Here is a 16,325-nt window from a genome sequence, read left to right on the forward strand (position 1 = left end):
GCGCGGAAAAAAGTTGAGGCGCAAGGCGAATATTCTGATTTTTTCTTAGCATCAGGCTGTCGGCCGTGGTCGGAAATAACAAGGTGCTGCCTGAACAATAGCTTGATAATCGTCGGCTATTCTTTGGAGTCGCGGCTTTCACCTGGCCGATTCGTCGGAATAATCTGGCACATTGAGTGCATTGGAGAGTATTCGAGGTCGGCATCCTCTCCCCGCTGTGAGAGGATTGCCGTATAACGAGTGACATTCGCGTGTTTGGCAATAAAGGACCCACAATAAAAGCTGATGAAGACTCCAAAACGCATTGAACCCCTGATCGAGGACGGTCTGGTCGACGAGGTGCTGCGCCCACTCATGAGTGGCAAAGAGGCAGCGGTTTATGTGGTGCGCTGTGGCAACGAGCTGCGTTGCGCCAAGGTCTACAAGGAGGCGAATAAACGAAGTTTTCGTCAGGCGGCCGAGTATCAGGAAGGCCGCAAGGTGCGTAACAGCCGGCAGGCCCGCGCCATGGCCAAGGGGTCCAAGTTCGGTCGCAAGGAGACCGAGGATGCCTGGCAGAACGCGGAAGTGGCGGCGTTGTTCCGTCTGGCCAGTGCCGGCGTACGGGTGCCCAAGCCGTTCGACTTCCTGGAAGGCGTACTGTTGATGGAATTGGTGGCGGACGAGTACGGCGATGCCGCGCCACGCCTCAACGATGTGGTGCTGGAGCCGGATCAGGCGCGCGAGTATCACGCGTTCCTGATTTCCCAGATCGTGCTGATGTTGTGTACCGGCCTGGTGCACGGCGACCTGTCGGAGTTCAACGTGCTGTTGACGCCTCAGGGGCCGGTGATCATTGACTTGCCCCAGGCGGTGGATGCGGCGGGCAACAACCATGCCTTCAGCATGCTGGAGCGGGACGTCGGCAACATGGCGTCGTACTTCGGGCGTTTTGCCCCGGAGCTGCGTGGCACCCGCTATGCCAAGGAAATGTGGGCGTTGTTCGAAGCCGGCACCTTGCATCCGGGCAGCATTCTGACGGGTGAGTTCGACGATCCGGAAGAGCTGGCGGATGTCGGCAGTGTAATGCGCGAGATCGAAGCGGCACGGTTCGAGGAGGAGCGCCGGCAGGCGATCCGCGCGGCGGATGACAAGCCGCCGAGCAAGGCTGAAGAACCGCCTCCGCCGTGGATGCAGCAATGACGTGGGAGTGCAGCTTGCCCGCGAAGAGGCCCTTGAGGGCGCTAAAAGCTTCGCGGGCAAGCTCCGCTCCCACATTAGGCGATGTGTTCGGCTTTAAGTGGATAGCATCCTGACTGACGGCGGATTTTTCAATTGCAGCAGCCTCCCGATTCCAGGTCCTTGAGGATCGGGCAGTCGGGACGATGATCGCCGTGGCAGTGCTCCACCAGGTCCTGCAAGGTGTCGCGCAGGCCGGCCAGTTCCTCGATCTTGCGGCTCAATGCCTCGATATGTTCACGGGCCAGGGCTTTGACGTCGGCGCTGGCGCGTTGGCGGTCCTGCCAGAGGGCCAGTAGCTTGCCGACCTCCTCCAGGGAGAAGCCCAGGTCCCGGGAGCGTTTGATAAAGGCCAGGGTGTGCAAGTCCTGTGCACTGTACAAACGGTAGCCGCTGTCCGTACGGTTGGCGGCCCTGAGCAGGCCGATGGACTCGTAGTAACGAATCATCTTTGCGCTCAGGCCGCTCTGGCGGGCTGCTTGGCCGATATTCATGGCAACTCCTTCAGTCGAGGTCTTTGGGTTTCCAGGTCTTGAGCAGCAACGCGTTGCTCACCACGCTGACACTGGACAAGGCCATGGCCGCACCCGCGAGTACCGGGTTGAGCAGGCCGAAGGCGGCCAGGGGAATGCCGATCAGGTTATAGACGAACGCCCAGAACAGATTCTGGCGGATCTTCCCATAGGTCTTGCGGCTGATCTCCAGGGCTGCCGGTACCAGTCGCGGATCGCCGCGCATCAGGGTGATGCCCGCCGCGTGCATGGCGACATCGGTGCCGCCGCCCATGGCAATGCCGATATCAGCGGCGGCCAGCGCCGGGGCGTCGTTGATACCGTCGCCGACCATTGCCACCACCCCATGTCGCTTCAACTCGGCGACGATGGCGGCCTTGTCCGCCGGCAGCACTTGTGCGTGGACATCATCGATACCCAGGGCTTCTGCGACCGCCCTGGCGCTGCCGCGGTTGTCGCCGGTCAACAGGTGGCTGCTGATCTGCCGGGCCTTGAGCTGTTGGATGGCTTGCAGGGCGCCGTGCTTGAGGGTGTCACCGAAGGCGAACAGGCCGAGCACCCGTGGTTGCGGGCTTTGCTCGATCAGCCAGGACAAGGTCCGGCCTTCGGCTTCCCAGGCGCTCGCCGACTCGGCCAATGCGCCCGCGCTCAGGCCGCTTTCATCGAGCAGGCGCTGATTGCCCAGGGCCAGGGCGCGCTCGCCGAGGCAACCGGCAATGCCGCGTCCGCTCAGCGCGCGGCTGTCACTGACATCCGCCAGGGCCAGGCCGCGCTCCGCGCAGGCGTCCAGCACGGCCTTGGCCAGCGGATGTTCGCTGCCGCGCTGGAGGGCTCCAGCCAGTTGCAGCACGTTGTCGTCGTCATCTGCCGTGGTGATCAGGTGGGCGATGCGCGGCGCGCCGGACGTGAGGGTGCCGGTCTTGTCGAAGACGACAGCGCTGACTTCATGGGCGCGTTCCAGGGCATCGGCGTCCTTGATCAGGATGCCGTGGCGCGCGGCCACGCCGGTGCCGGCCATGATCGCCGTCGGCGTGGCCAGGCCCAGGGCGCACGGGCAGGCAATCACCAGCACCGCCACCGCATTGATCAGCGCGGTTTCCAGCGGTGCGCCGTGCAGCCACCAGCCGATCAAGGTCGCCAGGGCCAGCAACAGAACGGTCGGGACAAATACCTGGCTGACCTTGTCCACCAGTTTCTGGATCGGTGCCTTGCCGGCCTGGGCGTCCTCCACCAGGCGGATAATCCGCGCCAGCACGGTTTCGGCGCCCAGCGCGCGGGTTTTCACCAGCAGCCGACCTTCGCCGTTGATGGCCCCGCCGGTAACCGCGTCGCCGGGCTGCTTGGGCACCGGCAGGCTTTCGCCGCTGATCAGGGCTTCATCGGCGTGGCTGCGGCCCTCGACCACCTCGCCGTCCACCGGGAAACGTTCACCGGGTTTGACCAACACCAGGTCATCAAGACGCAGGGCGCTGATGGCGACGTCCTGCTCGCGACCGTCGATCACCTGGATCGCCCGCTCCGGACGCAAAGCTTCCAGGGCGCGAATGGCGCTGGCGGTCTGGCGCTTGGCGCGGCTTTCCAGGTATTTGCCCAGCAGCACCAGGGCAATCACCACCGCCGAGGCTTCGAAGTACAGGTGGGGCATACTGCCGGGGGCGGTGTTGGCCCATTGATACAGGCTCAGGCCATAACCGGCGCTGGTGCCGAGGGCGACCAGCAGGTCCATATTGCCGGCCCCGGCCTTGACCGCTTTCCAGGCGGCGACATAGAAGCGCGCACCGAAGATGAATTGCACCGGAGTGGCCAGGGCCCATTGCAGCCAGGCCGGCAACATCCAGTGGTAGCCCAGCGGCTGGAGCAGCATCGGCACCACCAGCGGCAGGGCCAGGGCGATCGCCAGCATCAGGGACAGGCGTTCGCGGTGCAGGCGGCGTTGTTGCTCCTGGGCGCCAGCGGCTTCGCTTTGTCGCAGGCTGGCGCTGTAACCGGCACCCGTGACCGCGGCGATCAGCGCGGCGGGATCGACCTGACCGAGCAGATCCAGATGGGCCCGTTCACTGGCCAGGTTGACGCTGACCTGCTGCACGCCGGGCACCTTGGTCAAGGCCCGTTCGACCCGGCCGGCACAGGAGGCGCAGGTCATGCCGCCGATATCCAGCTCCAGAGTCTGCGTGGGCACACTGTAGCCGGCCTGCTCGACGGCGCGCAGCAGCGCCGGCAGGCTATCGGCCGGGGCTTGGACGTGGGCTTGTTCGGTGGCGAGGTTGACGCTGACGGCAGTGGCGCCGGCGACCTTGCTCAGGGCTCGCTCGACACGCCCGGCGCAACTGGCGCAGGTCATGCCGGCGATTGGCAGGTCGAAGCGGATGGAGGCGAGCATGGGCAATACTCCTGGAGAAGTTGCCCCAAGGATCAACCTTGTCCCCTTGGCAAGGTCAAGCCTTTATTGATAACCCAGCGATACTGGCTTCAGGCGCAGGCCTTCCGGGCCACCGACAATGGCAAACTTGCGCACATCGCCGCCGCTGAGCTTGATCACCTGTTCGGGGGTGGTCAGCATGCCGGCGGCACAGCCCGGGGTCTGTCCGGGTAAGTACTTCAAGCGGATGGAAACGTTGCCTGGCGGCAGGTTGAAGGAGCTGGACTGTTCCTGGAACAGCCGGCCGGACAGTTGATCCTGGAGATAGATGCCGATCTCGCAGGAAGTGGAGACTTCCAGGCGCTCGCGAGAAATGATCAGTACGGCGTAGTTCTCTCCGGCCGCACTGGCGAAAGGACTCGCACCGAAAATACTGAGAAGGCCGAACAGGCTGAATGCTGACCAGCGCATGGCTGAATCTCCTACGGTTTGATCGTCGATGCCGAAGCTTGGCGCAGGCTCGCGCTAAATGCCAGCCCGGCAATGTTGCCAGGAACTTGACCTTGCCACCGTGGCAAGCTTGAGACTGCAAGCATTCCCCCATGAAAGGAGCCGTGTCATGCAAGTTTTCAATGTCCAGGGTATGTCCTGTGGTCACTGTGTACGGGCCATTACCCAGGCGGTCCAGGCCCGCGATCCGGCGGCCGAGGTGCGGGTCGACCTGGCGGCGAAGGAAGTCAGCGTCAACAGCCGGCTGTCGGTGGAGGACGTGCTCAGCGCCATCAGCGAAGAGGGTTACCAGGCGAAGCTGGCCGGCTGACGCGGATCTGCTCGATAGCGCCGCAACCACGGCCAACATAGTCAACTGTAGGAGCCGGCTTGCTGGCGACGGCGGCCGGATAATCGATGCAGGACTTATTGACCTCATCGCCAGCGAGCCGGCTCCTACAGGTTGTGTTGTGTTCTGGTTTTTTTAATAGTTAGCGACCTATCAGATTGTTCAAGGCCTCCTCGCGCCGCTAGACTAGCGACCCGCGCCGATCTTCCCTGGACACCTGATGAACCTGCGAACCATCCTGATTCTTGGCGCCCTGAGCGCCTTCGCGCCCCTGGCCATCGACTTCTACCTGCCGGGCTTTCCGGCCATGGCCACGGCGTTCGGCACCGATGAAAAACATATCCAGCTGACCCTGGCGGTGTATTTCCTCGGTTTGTCCATCGGCCAGCTGGCCTATGGGCCGGTGGCTGATCGTTTCGGCCGGCGGCTGCCATTGCTGGTGGGGGTGGCGCTGTTCACCGTCGCGTCCCTGGCCTGTTCCTTCGCCCCGAGCCTGGACTGGCTGATTGCCGCGCGTTTTGTCCAGGCCCTGGGTGGCTGCGCCGGGATGGTGATTTCCCGCGCGGTGGTCAGCGACAAATGCGACGCGGTGGGTTCGGCCAAGGTCTTCTCACAGCTGATGCTGGTGGTGGGACTGGCGCCGATCCTGGCGCCGATGCTCGGTGGTGTACTGGTCAACCTCTATGGCTGGCACTCGATTTTTATCGCCCTGACGATCTTCAGTGCAATGGCGGCCATTGCCGTGATGCTTGGCCTGCCCGAGAGCCTGCCGGCCAAGCAACCACGTGCGCCGTTGTCGGGTGCGTTGCGCCAATACGCTCGCTTGCTGGGCGACCGTCTGTTCCTCGGCCACGCCCTGACTGGCGGCATTGCGATTGCCGGCATGTTTGCCTATATCGCCGGCTCGCCGTTCGTGTTCATCAAGCTGTATGGCGTACCGGCCGAGCACTACGGCTGGTTGTTCGGCACCAACGCCGCGGGTTTTATCCTGACCGCTCAGGTCAATGCGCGCCTGCTGGCCAAGCGCGGCCCGGCGTATCTGCTGGTACGTGCAGTGTGGGTCTACCTGGCAGCGGGTCTGACGCTGCTGGCGATCAGCAGCCTGCACCCGGAGCAACTGTGGCCATTGCTGGTGCCGTTGTTCATTTGTATTTCCAGCCTGGGCTGCATTCTGCCCAACGCCTCGGCCTGTGCCATGAGCGGCCAGGGCGCGCGCGCCGGCAGCGCATCGGCAACGCTGGGTTGCCTGCAGTTCGGCGTGGCGGCGGCAGCTGCCTCATTGGTCGGCGTGCTGCACGATGGCAGCGCCGTGCCGATGGCCCTGGTCATCAGCCTGTGCGGTGTGCTGGTGGTCACGCTGGCCATGTCGACTCGTCGCGTGTACAACGCGCGAGTCATCCAGGGCTAGGTTTGCGAATGGGATCAGCCGACGGCGAGTTGTTGGCGTTCGGGGAAAGGGTGGGGGGCCTGCAACCTGACTTGCAGGGTGCTGACAAAGGCGCGGGCTTCAGCCTCGCTGCGGAAGGTCACCACGTGCTGGTCCAGACGGACCTGCCATTGATTGCCGTGGGGCCGGGGCAGTTCTTTAACCAGTATCTTCATTGCCGACTTCCTCCTGTTGGTAACGACTCATTCTCTGTTGCTTGAAAATGACTGCATTAAAACCAAAACAGCAGTGAGGATTCGATTGTAGCGCTGATTTCCTACTGGTAGATGACCTGGCTCAATCATCTGACTGGTGGTCGCCCGGATTGTGTTGCAGGTGCAATCTTCCTCCCCAGGTCATTATTCTGAAGGTGCCACTAACCCTGTAGGAGCCGGCTTGCCGGCGATGAGGCCCTTGAGCCCTGCAGCGTCCTGGCGGACGCCATCGCCGGCAAGCCGGCTCCTGCAGGAGGGGCTGTCAGGTCGACAGGTGCACGGGATTCGACTCAGAACCCTTCCAGCACGATCTTGCCCTTGGCCTTGCCACTTTCCAGCAGCTCGTGGGCACGGCGCAGGTTGGCGGCGTTGATCCGGCCGAAATGCTCACCCAGCGTGGTTTTCAACACCCCGGCATCAATCAGTTCGGCGACGCGGTTGAGCAGGTTGTGCTGTTCGATCATGTCATCGGTCTCGAACATCGAGCGGGTGTACATGAACTCCCAGTGCAACGACAGGCTCTTGCGCTTGAGCTTGCTGATGTCGAGGCCTTTCGGGTCGTCGATCAGGGCCAGCTTGCCCTGGGGCTTGAGGGCGTCGACCAGTTGATCGAGGTGACTGTCGGTCTGGGTCAGGCTGGCGACATGGGTCACCTGCGCCTGGCCATGGGCCTTGAGTTCTTCGCTCAATGGCCGGCTGTGATCGACCACCAGGTCGGCGCCCAAGGCCGTTACCCAGTCCCGGGTTTCGGCGCGTGAAGCCGTGCCGATGACTTTCAGGCCGGTCAACTGGCTGGCGAGCTGGGTCAGGATCGACCCCACGCCACCGGCCGCGCCGACGATCAGCAGGCTCTGGCCTTGATCGGCCTTGTCCTCGGCGATCCGAAGGCGTTCGAACAGCAGCTCCCAGGCAGTGATAGCGGTCAGCGGCAAGGCGGCCGCTTCGGCAAAGCCCAGGCTTTTCGGCTTGTGCCCGACGATGCGCTCATCCACCAGGTGCAGCTCGCTGTTGGCGCCAGGACGAGTCAGGGAACCCGCATAGAAAACCGGATCGCCGACCTTGAACAGACTGACTTCGCTGCCCACTGCCTTGACCACACCAGCCACGTCCCAGCCGAGTACCTTGGCCTCACCGTTTTCCGGCGGCATGAATTGACGGACCTTGGTGTCTACCGGATTGACGGAGATCGCCTTGACCTCCACCAGCAGGTCGCGGGGACCGGCGACCGGGGCGGGCAGTTCGATATCCTGCAGGGACAGCGGGTCATCGACGGGCAGGGATGCGTAGAAGGCAATGGCTTTCATGTGAAAACTCCAGAGGGCAGCGATTTCGATGGCGCCATGATTGGCTATTTCACTTGAAGATAAAACCGGCTAAAACAGCAGGCTCTTTCAATTTTTTTTTGATAATGCCGAGGTCGCGATGCTGCGTTTCGATGACTTGCAGTTGTTTGTCCGTGCCGCCGACCTGGGCAGCCTGTCGGCGGCGGCGCGGGTCATGGACATGTCGGCGGCGGTGGCCAGCGCGGCTCTGAAGCGGATCGAGCAGCAACTGGGCGCGCGCCTGCTGGCGCGCTCGACCCGCAGTCTGAGGCTGACCGCCGAAGGCGAGGGCTTCCTTGAATACGCCCGGGGCGCGTTGAGCCAACTCGATGAGGGGCGTCGGCTGTTGGCCCGCGGTCAGGACCAGGTCAGCGGCGTGTTGCAGTTGTCGGCACCCTCGGACTTCGGACGCAACCTGCTGCTCCCCTGGCTGGACGAGTTCCAGCGCGAGCATCCGCAACTGACCGTGCGCCTGCTGCTGGGCGACCGCATCGCCGATCTGTTCCGCCAGCCGGTGGACATTGCCTTGCGCTATGGCGACCCGGAGGACTCCAGCCTGGTGGCGCTGCCCGTGGCACCGGATAACCGCCGGGTGCTGTGCGCGGCACCGGGTTATCTGGCGCGACACGGCGAACCCCGTACGTTGGCACAATTGGCACAGCACAACTGCCTGCTCTATATGCTGAGCAGCCGGGTGCATGACCATTGGAGTTTTCACGACGGCAAGCGCGAAGTCAGCCTGACCGTCAGCGGCGACCGTTTCAGCGACGACGCCGACGTGGTGCGGCGCTGGGCCGTGGCCGGGGTTGGCATCGCCTACAAATCCTGGCTGGATGTGTCGGCCGATGTCCTCGCGGGACGCTTGCAGGTGCTGTTGCCGGAGTTGCGCTGTGAGCGCGCTCCGCTGAATTTGTTGTGCGCCCATCGCGCGCAATTGAGTAAGCCGGTGAACCTGTTGCGCGAGCTGCTGAGCCGGCGCTGCGCGCAACTCGGGCGCCTGGCGCCGGTTTCCCAGGCATAGGACACGCGGATCTCGAAGAGGTTCTGTTACAACCCGTTCAGGAATAAAGGTCGGCTCGGTGCACATTGTGGTTTAGGCTGAAGACATTGGATCCAATATCCTTTCGACGGATGACGTATTTTGTTTCATTCGCCGCTGTTGATTGCCAAACGCTGAAAAAATCGCCCACTTTTTGGCATTTTCGCGTCTTGGCTTGGGCGGGATTACTCCTCAGTATGCCCCGTGTGCGTTCGATCAGTGTTTCAACAGGGAGTGAAGACATGGAATATGCACCTTGCGTCAGTCAGATTGCCACGTTGCTTGCCGACCCCAAGCGCAGTGCCATGATGTGGGCGTTGTTGGATGGCAGCGCCCGGGCTGCCGATGAGCTGGCTTTGTCCACGGGCCTGTCGCTGTCGTCGGCCAGTGCCCACTTGGCGCGTCTGAGTTCAGGCGGCCTGGTCCGTATCGAGGAGCGCGGGCGCAAGCGCTTCTTCCGCCTCGCCGCCCCGGAAGTCGGCACGGCGGTACAAGCCCTGGCCAGCGCGTCATTGGCCAGTGCGCCGTTGGCGATGGCCCATGCGGTCAAGGCCCTGGCCCCCGATGCCGACGCTTTGCGGCATGCCCGGGTGTGCCACGATCACCTGGGCGGTGAGTTGGCCTGTGAGCTTTACCAGCGCTTGCTGGGAGCGGGCTGGGTCGAGCAGCAGGAGCTGCGGTTGCGGGTTACCAGCAAGGGCGCGGCGCGCCTGGCCGAGCGCGGCCTGTACATCCAGGCACTGGCCCATGGGCAGCGCGAGATCGCCTGTCTCTGCCATGACCTGCAACGTCGTCCCCACCTGGGTGGTGCCTTGGGCGCCGGGTTGCTGCAACTGTTCCTGCAATCCGGTTGGCTGGCCTCGCGGGAAGACTCTCGGGCCTTGCAGGTGTCCGCGCTCGGGCAGCGGCAGATCGACAAGCTGGCCGCTGAAGTCGAGCTCGAATTGGTCGGTTGAGTCCCGGTGGCCTGCCGCATGGACGCGGCGGGCGTCGCCCAGGACTGCGAACAGGTCGTATCCAGAAACAAGCCCTCCTGACGATACCGCACACTCGATCGATGATTCGACTCGAGGGATATCCCATGGAAACTCAAGGCTACAGCGCGGCGGAACGACTGGAACGCTTGCCCATCAGCGGTTATCACCGGCTGATTTTCATCATCATTGCCCTGGCGTTTTTCTTCGACTCCATGGACCTGGCGATGATGACTTTCCTGCTCGGCTCGATCAAAGCCGAGTTCGCCCTCAGCAGTGCCCAGGCCGGTCTGCTGGCCAGCTCGAGTTTCTTTGGCATGGTGGTCGGGGCTTCATTGTCGGGCCTGCTTGCCGATCGTTTCGGACGCAAACCGGTGTTCCAGTGGAGCATCGTGCTCTGGGGCGTGGCCAGCTACCTGTGTTCCACCGCGCAGACCGTCGAGACTCTGACGCTGTTTCGCATCCTGCTGGGGTTCGGCATGGGCATGGAGTTTCCGATCGCCCAGTCAATGCTTTCGGAACTGATTCCGGCCAAGCGTCGCGGGCGTTATATCGCGCTGATGGACGGTTTCTGGCCCCTCGGCTTTGTCGCGGCGGGGGTGCTGTCGTATTTCCTGCTGCCGCTGGTGGGCTGGCGTGACATTTTCCTGGTGCTGGCGATACCGGCGGTGTTTGTCCTGGCGATTCGCTTTTTTATCCCCGAGTCGCCGCGCTGGCTGGAGCAGGCCGGGCACCATGGGGCGGCTGACAAGGTGCTGGACGATATCGAGGCGCGGGTACGGACCTCGCTCAAATGCACGTCGCTGCCAATTCCGCTGCGCCTGCCCCGTGGCGTGGACCGCGCGCCGAGCTTCTTTTCGGCCTTTCAACAGTTGTGGTCACCGGTGTACCGCCAGCGCACGATGATGATCTGGAGCGTCTGGTTCTTTGCCTTGCTCGGCTTCTACGGCTTGACCTCCTGGCTCAGTGCCTTGCTGCAGCAGTCGGGTTTCGCGGTGACGCAGTCGGTGTATTACACGGTGCTGATTTCCCTGGGCGGGATACCGGGGTTCCTGATGGCGGCCTGGCTGGTGGAACGCTGGGGGCGCAAGCCGGTGTGCATCGTCACCTTGCTCGGTGGCGGGGTCATGGCGTTTTTCTACGGGCAGAGTGCGGTGTTCGGCGGCAATGTCGGCCTGCTGGTGGGCTCGGGGTTGTTGATGCAGTTCTTCCTGTTCGGCATGTGGGCGGTGTTGTACACCTACACGCCGGAGTTGTACCCGACGTCGGCGCGGGCCACGGGGGCCGGTTTTGCCTCGGCGGTGGGACGGATCGGTTCGTTGCTCGGGCCGTTGGTGACCGGGCTGGTGTTCCCGGTGACGGGGCAGGGCGGGGTGTTTGCCCTGGGGGCGCTGTGTTTCGCGATTGCCGCGGCGCTGGTCTGGCGCTTCGGCATGGAAACCAAGGGCAAGGCGCTGGAGGAGTTGAGCGAGGTGGCAGGGGGTTAGCCTGGTAATCCTGCGGGCGCGGTATTTGTGTGGGAGCGGAGCTTGTCGGGACGCCGCATCGCCGCGAAGGCGACACCGCGGTTTTTCAGACAGACCGCGTTATCGTTCTTCGCGGGCAAGCTCCGCTCCCACAAAAGCTGTGTCGCTCTCACCGTTTCCGGCGCCTCATCAGGATTTCACCAACCGCGCGTCGAGGCTGTTCTGCGCCAGGCGTTGGGCCTGTTCCCGGGTCATGCCCAGGTCGGTGTACAGGGCGTGGAAGTTCTCGGTGACATAGCCGCCGAAGTAGGCCGGGTCATCGGAGTTGACCGTGACTTTCACGCCGCGCTCAAGCATGTCGAGGATGTTGTGCTGCGACATGTGCTCGAATACGCGCAGCTTGGTGTTCGACAACGGGCAGACGGTCAGAGGAATCTGTTCGTCGATGATCCGCTGCATCAGTCGCTCGTCCTCGATGGCGCGTACGCCATGGTCGATACGCTGGATCTTCAGCAGGTCGAGGGCTTCCCAGATGTACTCCGGCGGACCTTCCTCACCGGCATGGGCGACGGTCAGGAAACCTTCGTCACGGGCGCGATCGAAGACCCGCTGGAACTTGCTCGGCGGGTGACCCATTTCCGAACTGTCGAGGCCGACCGCGACAAAGGCGTCGCGGAACGGCAGCGCCTGGTCCAGGGTCTTCTGCGCTTCATCTTCACTGAGGTGACGCAGGAAGCTGAGGATCAGGCCGCTGCTGATGCCCAGTTGCTGTTCGCCGTCCTTGAGCGCCGCGGCAATGCCGTTGAGCACCACTTCGAAGGGGATACCCCGGTCGGTGTGGGTCTGCGGATCGAAGAAGGGCTCGGTGTGGATCACGTTCTGTGCCTTGCAGCGCAGCAGGTAGGCCCAGGTCAGGTCGTAGAAGTCCTGGGAGGTGCGCAGCACATCGGCCCCTTGGTAGTAGAGGTCGAGGAACTCCTGCAGGTTGTTGAAGGCATAGGCCTTGCGCAAGGTATCCACATCGTTCCACGGCAGGGCGATCTTGTTGCGTTCGGCCAGGGCGAACAGCAGCTCCGGCTCCAGCGAGCCTTCCAGGTGCAGGTGCAGTTCTGCCTTGGGCAGGGCATTGAGCCAGTCGTACATGGTCTTTTTTCTCATCAGGTGCAGATGATCGGCATTCTACAGGTGTCGTCGAGACACCGGCTAAAACCTGATCGAATTCGCGCCCCGCCGATATCCGCCCTTGGCCCGGCTCTACGATTATGCGCAAAACTGTAGAGCCGGCTTGCTGGCGATGGTGGTCGAATAGTCGATGCCAGTCTTGCTGGCCTCATCGCCAGCAAGCCGGTATCTACAAGGACGCCGTGAGCGCAGATCCTGCGTCGTCGGGGCTGTCGCTTACCAGGGAATGGTCTCGCCCTTGTAATTGATGAAGTGATGCCCGCCCCGACCGGAATAGGCATTGACCTGGTCGATCAGGCCGCGAACGCTGGTCGCCACGTCGATGTCCGCGCCGTCGCCGCCCATGTCGGTTTTCACCCAGCCCGGGTGCATCGACAGGACGGTGAAGGTCGGGGCCTCGATTTCGCTCAGGAAGGTGTTGGCCATGGAGTTCAATGCGGCTTTGCTTGCTTTGTAGAAGGCCAGATTCGGCGCATCGGGAGTGGTCACGCTGCCGAGCCCCGAACTCATGAAGGCAATCAGCCCATTGCCCGGGCGGATCTGGCCGACGAAACGCTGGGCCAGGGCGACCGGGGCGACAGCATTGGTCATGAACAACTGGCCGATCTCCGTCGGCGAAGCGTGGCCCGGGCGCTGGTCGTCAGGGCCCTTGACGCCGGCATTGACGAACAGCAAGTCGAAGACCTGGCCTTCCAGACGTTGCGCCAGCGCCGCCACCGCGGCGTGATCGTCCATGTCCAGGGCTTCGATGCGCACCGGTCCGCTGGCCTTCAGGGCATCGGCCTTGTGGATATTGCGTACGGTGGCGGTCACGTCCCAGCCGTCGGCCAGCAATTGTTTGGCCAGCCCGAGTCCGAGGCCACGGGAGGCACCGATAATCAACGCGTTTTTATTGCTCATGAGCAAACTCCTTGTCAGATGAAAGTCCGGTTCTCAGAGGACAACTTTGTTGCAGGCGATGCTGCAATTCCAGACGCAACTCGCCCAGGTCGGCGATGCGCGCTTCGATCAGCACGAGTTTGTCTTGCAGCAGTTGCGTGACGGCGCTGTCGGCATCTGTGGCATTCCACACCCCGGCGACGCTGCTGCCGATTTCCCCCAGGCTGAAGCCCAGGCGCTGGGCGGTCTTGATGTACTGCACCAGTTGCACCATCTCGGGAGGATAGTCCCGATAACCGTTGGCGCTACGTTGGGCCACGATCAAGCCGCGTTGCTCGTAGAAGCGCAAGGTGTCGCAACTGACGGCACAGGTCCGGGCCAGTTCACCGATACGCATGCTGTTCGCTCTCTGGAAAGGCTTGACCTTGGAGCATACTCCAGGCTTTAGCCTCTGTGCTCCTTGAATCGTTATGGAGATGACTTATGTGGAGCACAGCACAGTACCGTCGACTGGTTCGGGCCAGCGGTTGGTATGACTTGATCGTGACGGCGGCCTTTGTCACACCCTGGAGTTTTCTCGCCTTGCACGCTGCCCTGCTGGCGCTGGCCGCCACGCTGAACCTGCCGGGAAGCTTGCCGCCGTTCGCGCCCGCGCACCTGTTGATGGCGAATCTGTTGGGTTCGATCGTCTGCGTCTGGGCGGTCTTGCGTATCCGCGATCCACAGCAGGCATTCGGTCGCTATGACGCGGTGGGCCGGATGTTGTTCGCAACCTGGCAGGTCTACGCCCTGAGCCAGGGAGCGAGCATGATCATCGCCGTGTTCCTGTTCTTTGAACTGGCTTGGGGGATTGCACAGCTATTACCGGTACGCGCGGCGTTTTCAGCTGACGCACAAACCTTGTAGATACCGGCTTGCTGGCGATTACGATATCAGTTTCACCGCCGCCATCGCTGGTAACCCCGATTCGTGCAGGCGCCCGATCAGGCATATCGGGCCATAGAATCTGATCAAAAAACGACCAACTCCCCGCAAGCTTGGCTGGATCGGCTACCCGGCCACCCTTGCACGGCTTATCCACAGGTTGCTCCACAGTATTTGTGTGCAAGCTCGCGGCTTGGGCATATAGGCCATCGGGCTATTTTCAAAACGCGATAAACCCTTGTAACCCGCTGTTTGCAGGATGATTTTGCGCCGTTGGCGGGTCATTGGACAAAAACTGATCAGCAGCCGCAAAGCCACGTTGCAGAAGGGTTACAGCCGGATGTGCTCAGGTTATCCACAGTCAGGTGCACAGTGACTGTGGGCAACCGCTCGGTGTCCGGGGGTTATGAACAGGGGGCGGTCATGCCTGGCGCTGCAAGAGAATGCGCCCGCGGCTGAGATCGGCCAATTGCCGTTGCAGTGTATCGATCTGTGCTTCACCCACCGCCAGTTGCAGTTCCACGCCGTTGGCGGTGAACTGTTCTTCCACGATCAGGCCGCCCAATTCGGCCACCCGCAGTTTGACCAGCGCCAATTCGCTGAAGCCGCAGGCGCAGCTCAACGCGACCCGGCTGATCAGTGGCAGTCGTTCGGCGTTTTGCAGGCACTTGTTGGCGCCGCCGCCATAGGCGCGGGCCAGGCCGCCGGTGCCCAGTTGGATGCCGCCATACCAGCGAATGACCAGTACCGCGACCTGATCGCAATCCTGGGCTTCGATGGCGGCCAGGATCGGTCGGCCCGCGGTACCGCCGGGTTCGCCGTCGTCACTGCTGCGGTACTGGTCGGCGAGCTTCCAGGCCCAGCAGTTGTGGGTGGCATCCAGGTCACTGTGTTGCTCGATAAAAGCCTGGGCTTCGGCGACGCTGGTGATCGGGGCGGCGAGGGTGATAAAGCGGCTTTTGCGAATTTCCTCGCGGTATTCGCAAAGGCCGGCAAGGGTAAAAGGCATACGGGATTCGGCTTCAGTTCAAGAGGGTCAGAGTGGCGGCGTCAGGCCGCAGCCCTTGAGGATAATACGGATCAGGTTGTTGCTGGCGTCCTCCATATCCTGCTTGGTCAGGCGCGGGCGACCGGTGACCCGGCAGATCTGGGTGGCGAAGTCAGCGTAATGCTGGGTGCTGCCCCAGAGCAGGAAGATCAGGTGCACCGGGTCGACCGGGTCCATCTTGCCAGCGTCGATCCAGGCCTGGAACACGTTCGCCCGCCCCTGGAACCAGGTGCGGTAGTCCTGGTTGAAGTGCTCGGTGAGGCATTCGCCGCCACTGATGATTTCCATGGCGAAGATCCGCGAGGCCTGTGGCTGGCGCCGGGAGAACTCCATCTTGGCGCGAATGTAGCGGGTCAGCGCCTGCGCCGGATCGTCTTCGGCGCTGAGGTGATTGAAGGTGCTGTCCCACTGTTCGAGGATATTGCTCAGTACCGCGATATACAGACCCAGCTTGTTGGTGAAGTAATAATGCAGGTTGGCCTTGGGCAGCCCGGCGTTCAGGGCAATGGTGTTCATGCTGGTGCCTTTGAAACCGTGGCGGGCGAACTCGTCTTCGGCGGCCTTGATTATCGCTTCCTGGTTTTTCTGGCGAATTCGGCTGGCGGGCTTTCCGGCATGGGCAGGGGCTTCAACGGTCATAGGCAGTTCCGAACGGGTCTGTGGGTGCAACCCCTGCACAGATAGCGTACCCGGTGGGTTGAGACAAGTCCTGTGATCATATAAAGCCTTGATCCGGGCTGATTCGGTCGCTTTCGGGGCAACTACGCGCGGCAGTGGGTTGGGCGCGATATTTTGCTGGCGCCGGCTTGTTGGCGATTGGGGGGCCTGGCGTTGTCCTTGAAGACGCCTTCGCGGGCAAGCCCGGCTCCTGCAGTGCTTTGTCGTTCATTCATTTTGCGCATGACTCGAAACTGTAGGAGCAG

Annotated in this window: 17 protein-coding genes; 7 read left to right on the top strand and 10 right to left on the bottom strand. The window is 62.6% G+C overall.

Features of this window, described 5'->3' with window-relative positions; all coding sequences use genetic code 11:
* The first annotated feature begins 285 nt into the window (after positions 1 to 285).
* Positions 286 to 1,182: a PA4780 family RIO1-like protein kinase gene (locus M5B99_RS13790; RefSeq protein WP_248804536.1), complete on the top strand. Its 897-nt coding sequence runs from the start codon at positions 286 to 288 to the stop codon at positions 1,180 to 1,182.
* A 128-nt stretch (positions 1,183 to 1,310) separates the two neighbouring features.
* On the opposite strand, the gene cueR is transcribed toward M5B99_RS13790, so the two are convergent.
* From cueR to M5B99_RS13805, 3 genes are all read right to left on the bottom strand, one after another.
* Positions 1,311 to 1,712, bottom strand: a complete 402-nt coding sequence (gene cueR, locus M5B99_RS13795; RefSeq protein WP_248804537.1) for a Cu(I)-responsive transcriptional regulator — start codon at positions 1,710 to 1,712, stop codon at positions 1,311 to 1,313.
* A 10-nt stretch (positions 1,713 to 1,722) separates the two neighbouring features.
* Positions 1,723 to 4,110 (bottom strand): heavy metal translocating P-type ATPase, encoded by a 2,388-nt coding sequence (locus tag M5B99_RS13800; protein ID WP_248804538.1) that lies wholly within the window; start codon positions 4,108 to 4,110, stop codon positions 1,723 to 1,725.
* A 63-nt stretch (positions 4,111 to 4,173) separates the two neighbouring features.
* On the bottom strand, positions 4,174 to 4,560 hold the full coding sequence (locus M5B99_RS13805; RefSeq protein ID WP_248804539.1) for a hypothetical protein: 387 nt from the start codon (positions 4,558 to 4,560) through the stop codon (positions 4,174 to 4,176).
* A 148-nt stretch (positions 4,561 to 4,708) separates the two neighbouring features.
* Here M5B99_RS13805 and M5B99_RS13810 point away from each other — a divergent pair, with 148 nt between their 5' ends.
* Both M5B99_RS13810 and M5B99_RS13815 read left to right on the top strand, forming a co-directional pair.
* On the top strand, positions 4,709 to 4,909 hold the full coding sequence (locus M5B99_RS13810) for a heavy-metal-associated domain-containing protein (RefSeq protein WP_248804540.1): 201 nt from the start codon (positions 4,709 to 4,711) through the stop codon (positions 4,907 to 4,909).
* 238 nt (positions 4,910 to 5,147) lie between these two features.
* On the top strand, positions 5,148 to 6,335 hold the full coding sequence (locus tag M5B99_RS13815) for a multidrug effflux MFS transporter (RefSeq protein ID WP_248804541.1): 1,188 nt from the start codon (positions 5,148 to 5,150) through the stop codon (positions 6,333 to 6,335).
* A 14-nt stretch (positions 6,336 to 6,349) separates the two neighbouring features.
* Here M5B99_RS13815 and M5B99_RS13820 read toward each other — a convergent pair whose 3' ends face one another.
* A complete protein-coding gene (locus tag M5B99_RS13820; protein WP_248804542.1) occupies positions 6,350 to 6,529 on the bottom strand; it encodes a hypothetical protein in 180 nt (59 codons plus the stop codon).
* A gap of 329 nt (positions 6,530 to 6,858) precedes the next feature.
* Positions 6,859 to 7,872 (bottom strand): zinc-binding alcohol dehydrogenase family protein, encoded by a 1,014-nt coding sequence (locus M5B99_RS13825; RefSeq protein ID WP_248804543.1) that lies wholly within the window; start codon positions 7,870 to 7,872, stop codon positions 6,859 to 6,861.
* A gap of 118 nt (positions 7,873 to 7,990) precedes the next feature.
* Between M5B99_RS13825 and M5B99_RS13830 the strand changes: the two genes are divergently transcribed.
* The 3 genes from M5B99_RS13830 to M5B99_RS13840 all read left to right on the top strand — a co-directional run bounded on the left by M5B99_RS13830 (position 7,991) and on the right by M5B99_RS13840 (position 11,390).
* Positions 7,991 to 8,911 carry a LysR family transcriptional regulator gene (locus M5B99_RS13830; RefSeq protein ID WP_248804544.1) on the top strand — a complete coding sequence of 307 codons (921 nt, stop codon included), beginning with the start codon at positions 7,991 to 7,993 and terminating at the stop codon, positions 8,909 to 8,911.
* Positions 8,912 to 9,171: 260 nt separating this feature from the next.
* A complete protein-coding gene (locus tag M5B99_RS13835; RefSeq protein ID WP_248804545.1) occupies positions 9,172 to 9,885 on the top strand; it encodes an ArsR/SmtB family transcription factor in 714 nt (237 codons plus the stop codon).
* Positions 9,886 to 10,010: 125 nt separating this feature from the next.
* Positions 10,011 to 11,390, top strand: coding sequence for an MFS transporter (locus M5B99_RS13840; RefSeq protein ID WP_248804546.1), 1,380 nt, complete (start codon positions 10,011 to 10,013; stop codon positions 11,388 to 11,390).
* Between the two features lie 168 nt (positions 11,391 to 11,558).
* Here the strand turns inward: M5B99_RS13840 and M5B99_RS13845 are convergent, their stop codons facing one another.
* The 3 genes from M5B99_RS13845 to M5B99_RS13855 all read right to left on the bottom strand — a co-directional run bounded on the left by M5B99_RS13845 (position 11,559) and on the right by M5B99_RS13855 (position 13,827).
* On the bottom strand, positions 11,559 to 12,512 hold the full coding sequence (locus M5B99_RS13845; RefSeq protein WP_248804547.1) for an adenosine deaminase: 954 nt from the start codon (positions 12,510 to 12,512) through the stop codon (positions 11,559 to 11,561).
* Between the two features lie 255 nt (positions 12,513 to 12,767).
* The gene (locus tag M5B99_RS13850; protein ID WP_248804548.1) at positions 12,768 to 13,451 is read right to left on the bottom strand and encodes an SDR family oxidoreductase; all 684 of its coding nucleotides are present in this window, start codon (positions 13,449 to 13,451) and stop codon (positions 12,768 to 12,770) included.
* On the bottom strand, positions 13,441 to 13,827 hold the full coding sequence (locus M5B99_RS13855) for a MerR family transcriptional regulator (RefSeq protein ID WP_248804549.1): 387 nt from the start codon (positions 13,825 to 13,827) through the stop codon (positions 13,441 to 13,443). Before M5B99_RS13855 ends, M5B99_RS13850 begins: the two co-directional genes overlap by 11 nt.
* An 86-nt stretch (positions 13,828 to 13,913) precedes the next feature.
* Here M5B99_RS13855 and M5B99_RS13860 point away from each other — a divergent pair, with 86 nt between their 5' ends.
* The gene (locus M5B99_RS13860; RefSeq protein WP_248804550.1) at positions 13,914 to 14,336 is read left to right on the top strand and encodes a hypothetical protein; all 423 of its coding nucleotides are present in this window, start codon (positions 13,914 to 13,916) and stop codon (positions 14,334 to 14,336) included.
* A 439-nt stretch (positions 14,337 to 14,775) separates the two neighbouring features.
* On the opposite strand, the gene M5B99_RS13865 is transcribed toward M5B99_RS13860, so the two are convergent.
* Both M5B99_RS13865 and M5B99_RS13870 read right to left on the bottom strand, forming a co-directional pair.
* Positions 14,776 to 15,363, bottom strand: a complete 588-nt coding sequence (locus M5B99_RS13865; RefSeq protein WP_248804551.1) for an IMPACT family protein — start codon at positions 15,361 to 15,363, stop codon at positions 14,776 to 14,778.
* Positions 15,364 to 15,390: 27 nt separating this feature from the next.
* On the bottom strand, positions 15,391 to 16,041 hold the full coding sequence (locus M5B99_RS13870; RefSeq protein ID WP_248804552.1) for a TetR/AcrR family transcriptional regulator: 651 nt from the start codon (positions 16,039 to 16,041) through the stop codon (positions 15,391 to 15,393).
* Between the last annotated feature and the right edge of the window lie 284 nt (positions 16,042 to 16,325).

This window comes from Pseudomonas sp. MWU13-2100 (assembly GCF_023242365.1).
Lineage (GTDB): Bacteria > Pseudomonadota > Gammaproteobacteria > Pseudomonadales > Pseudomonadaceae > Aquipseudomonas.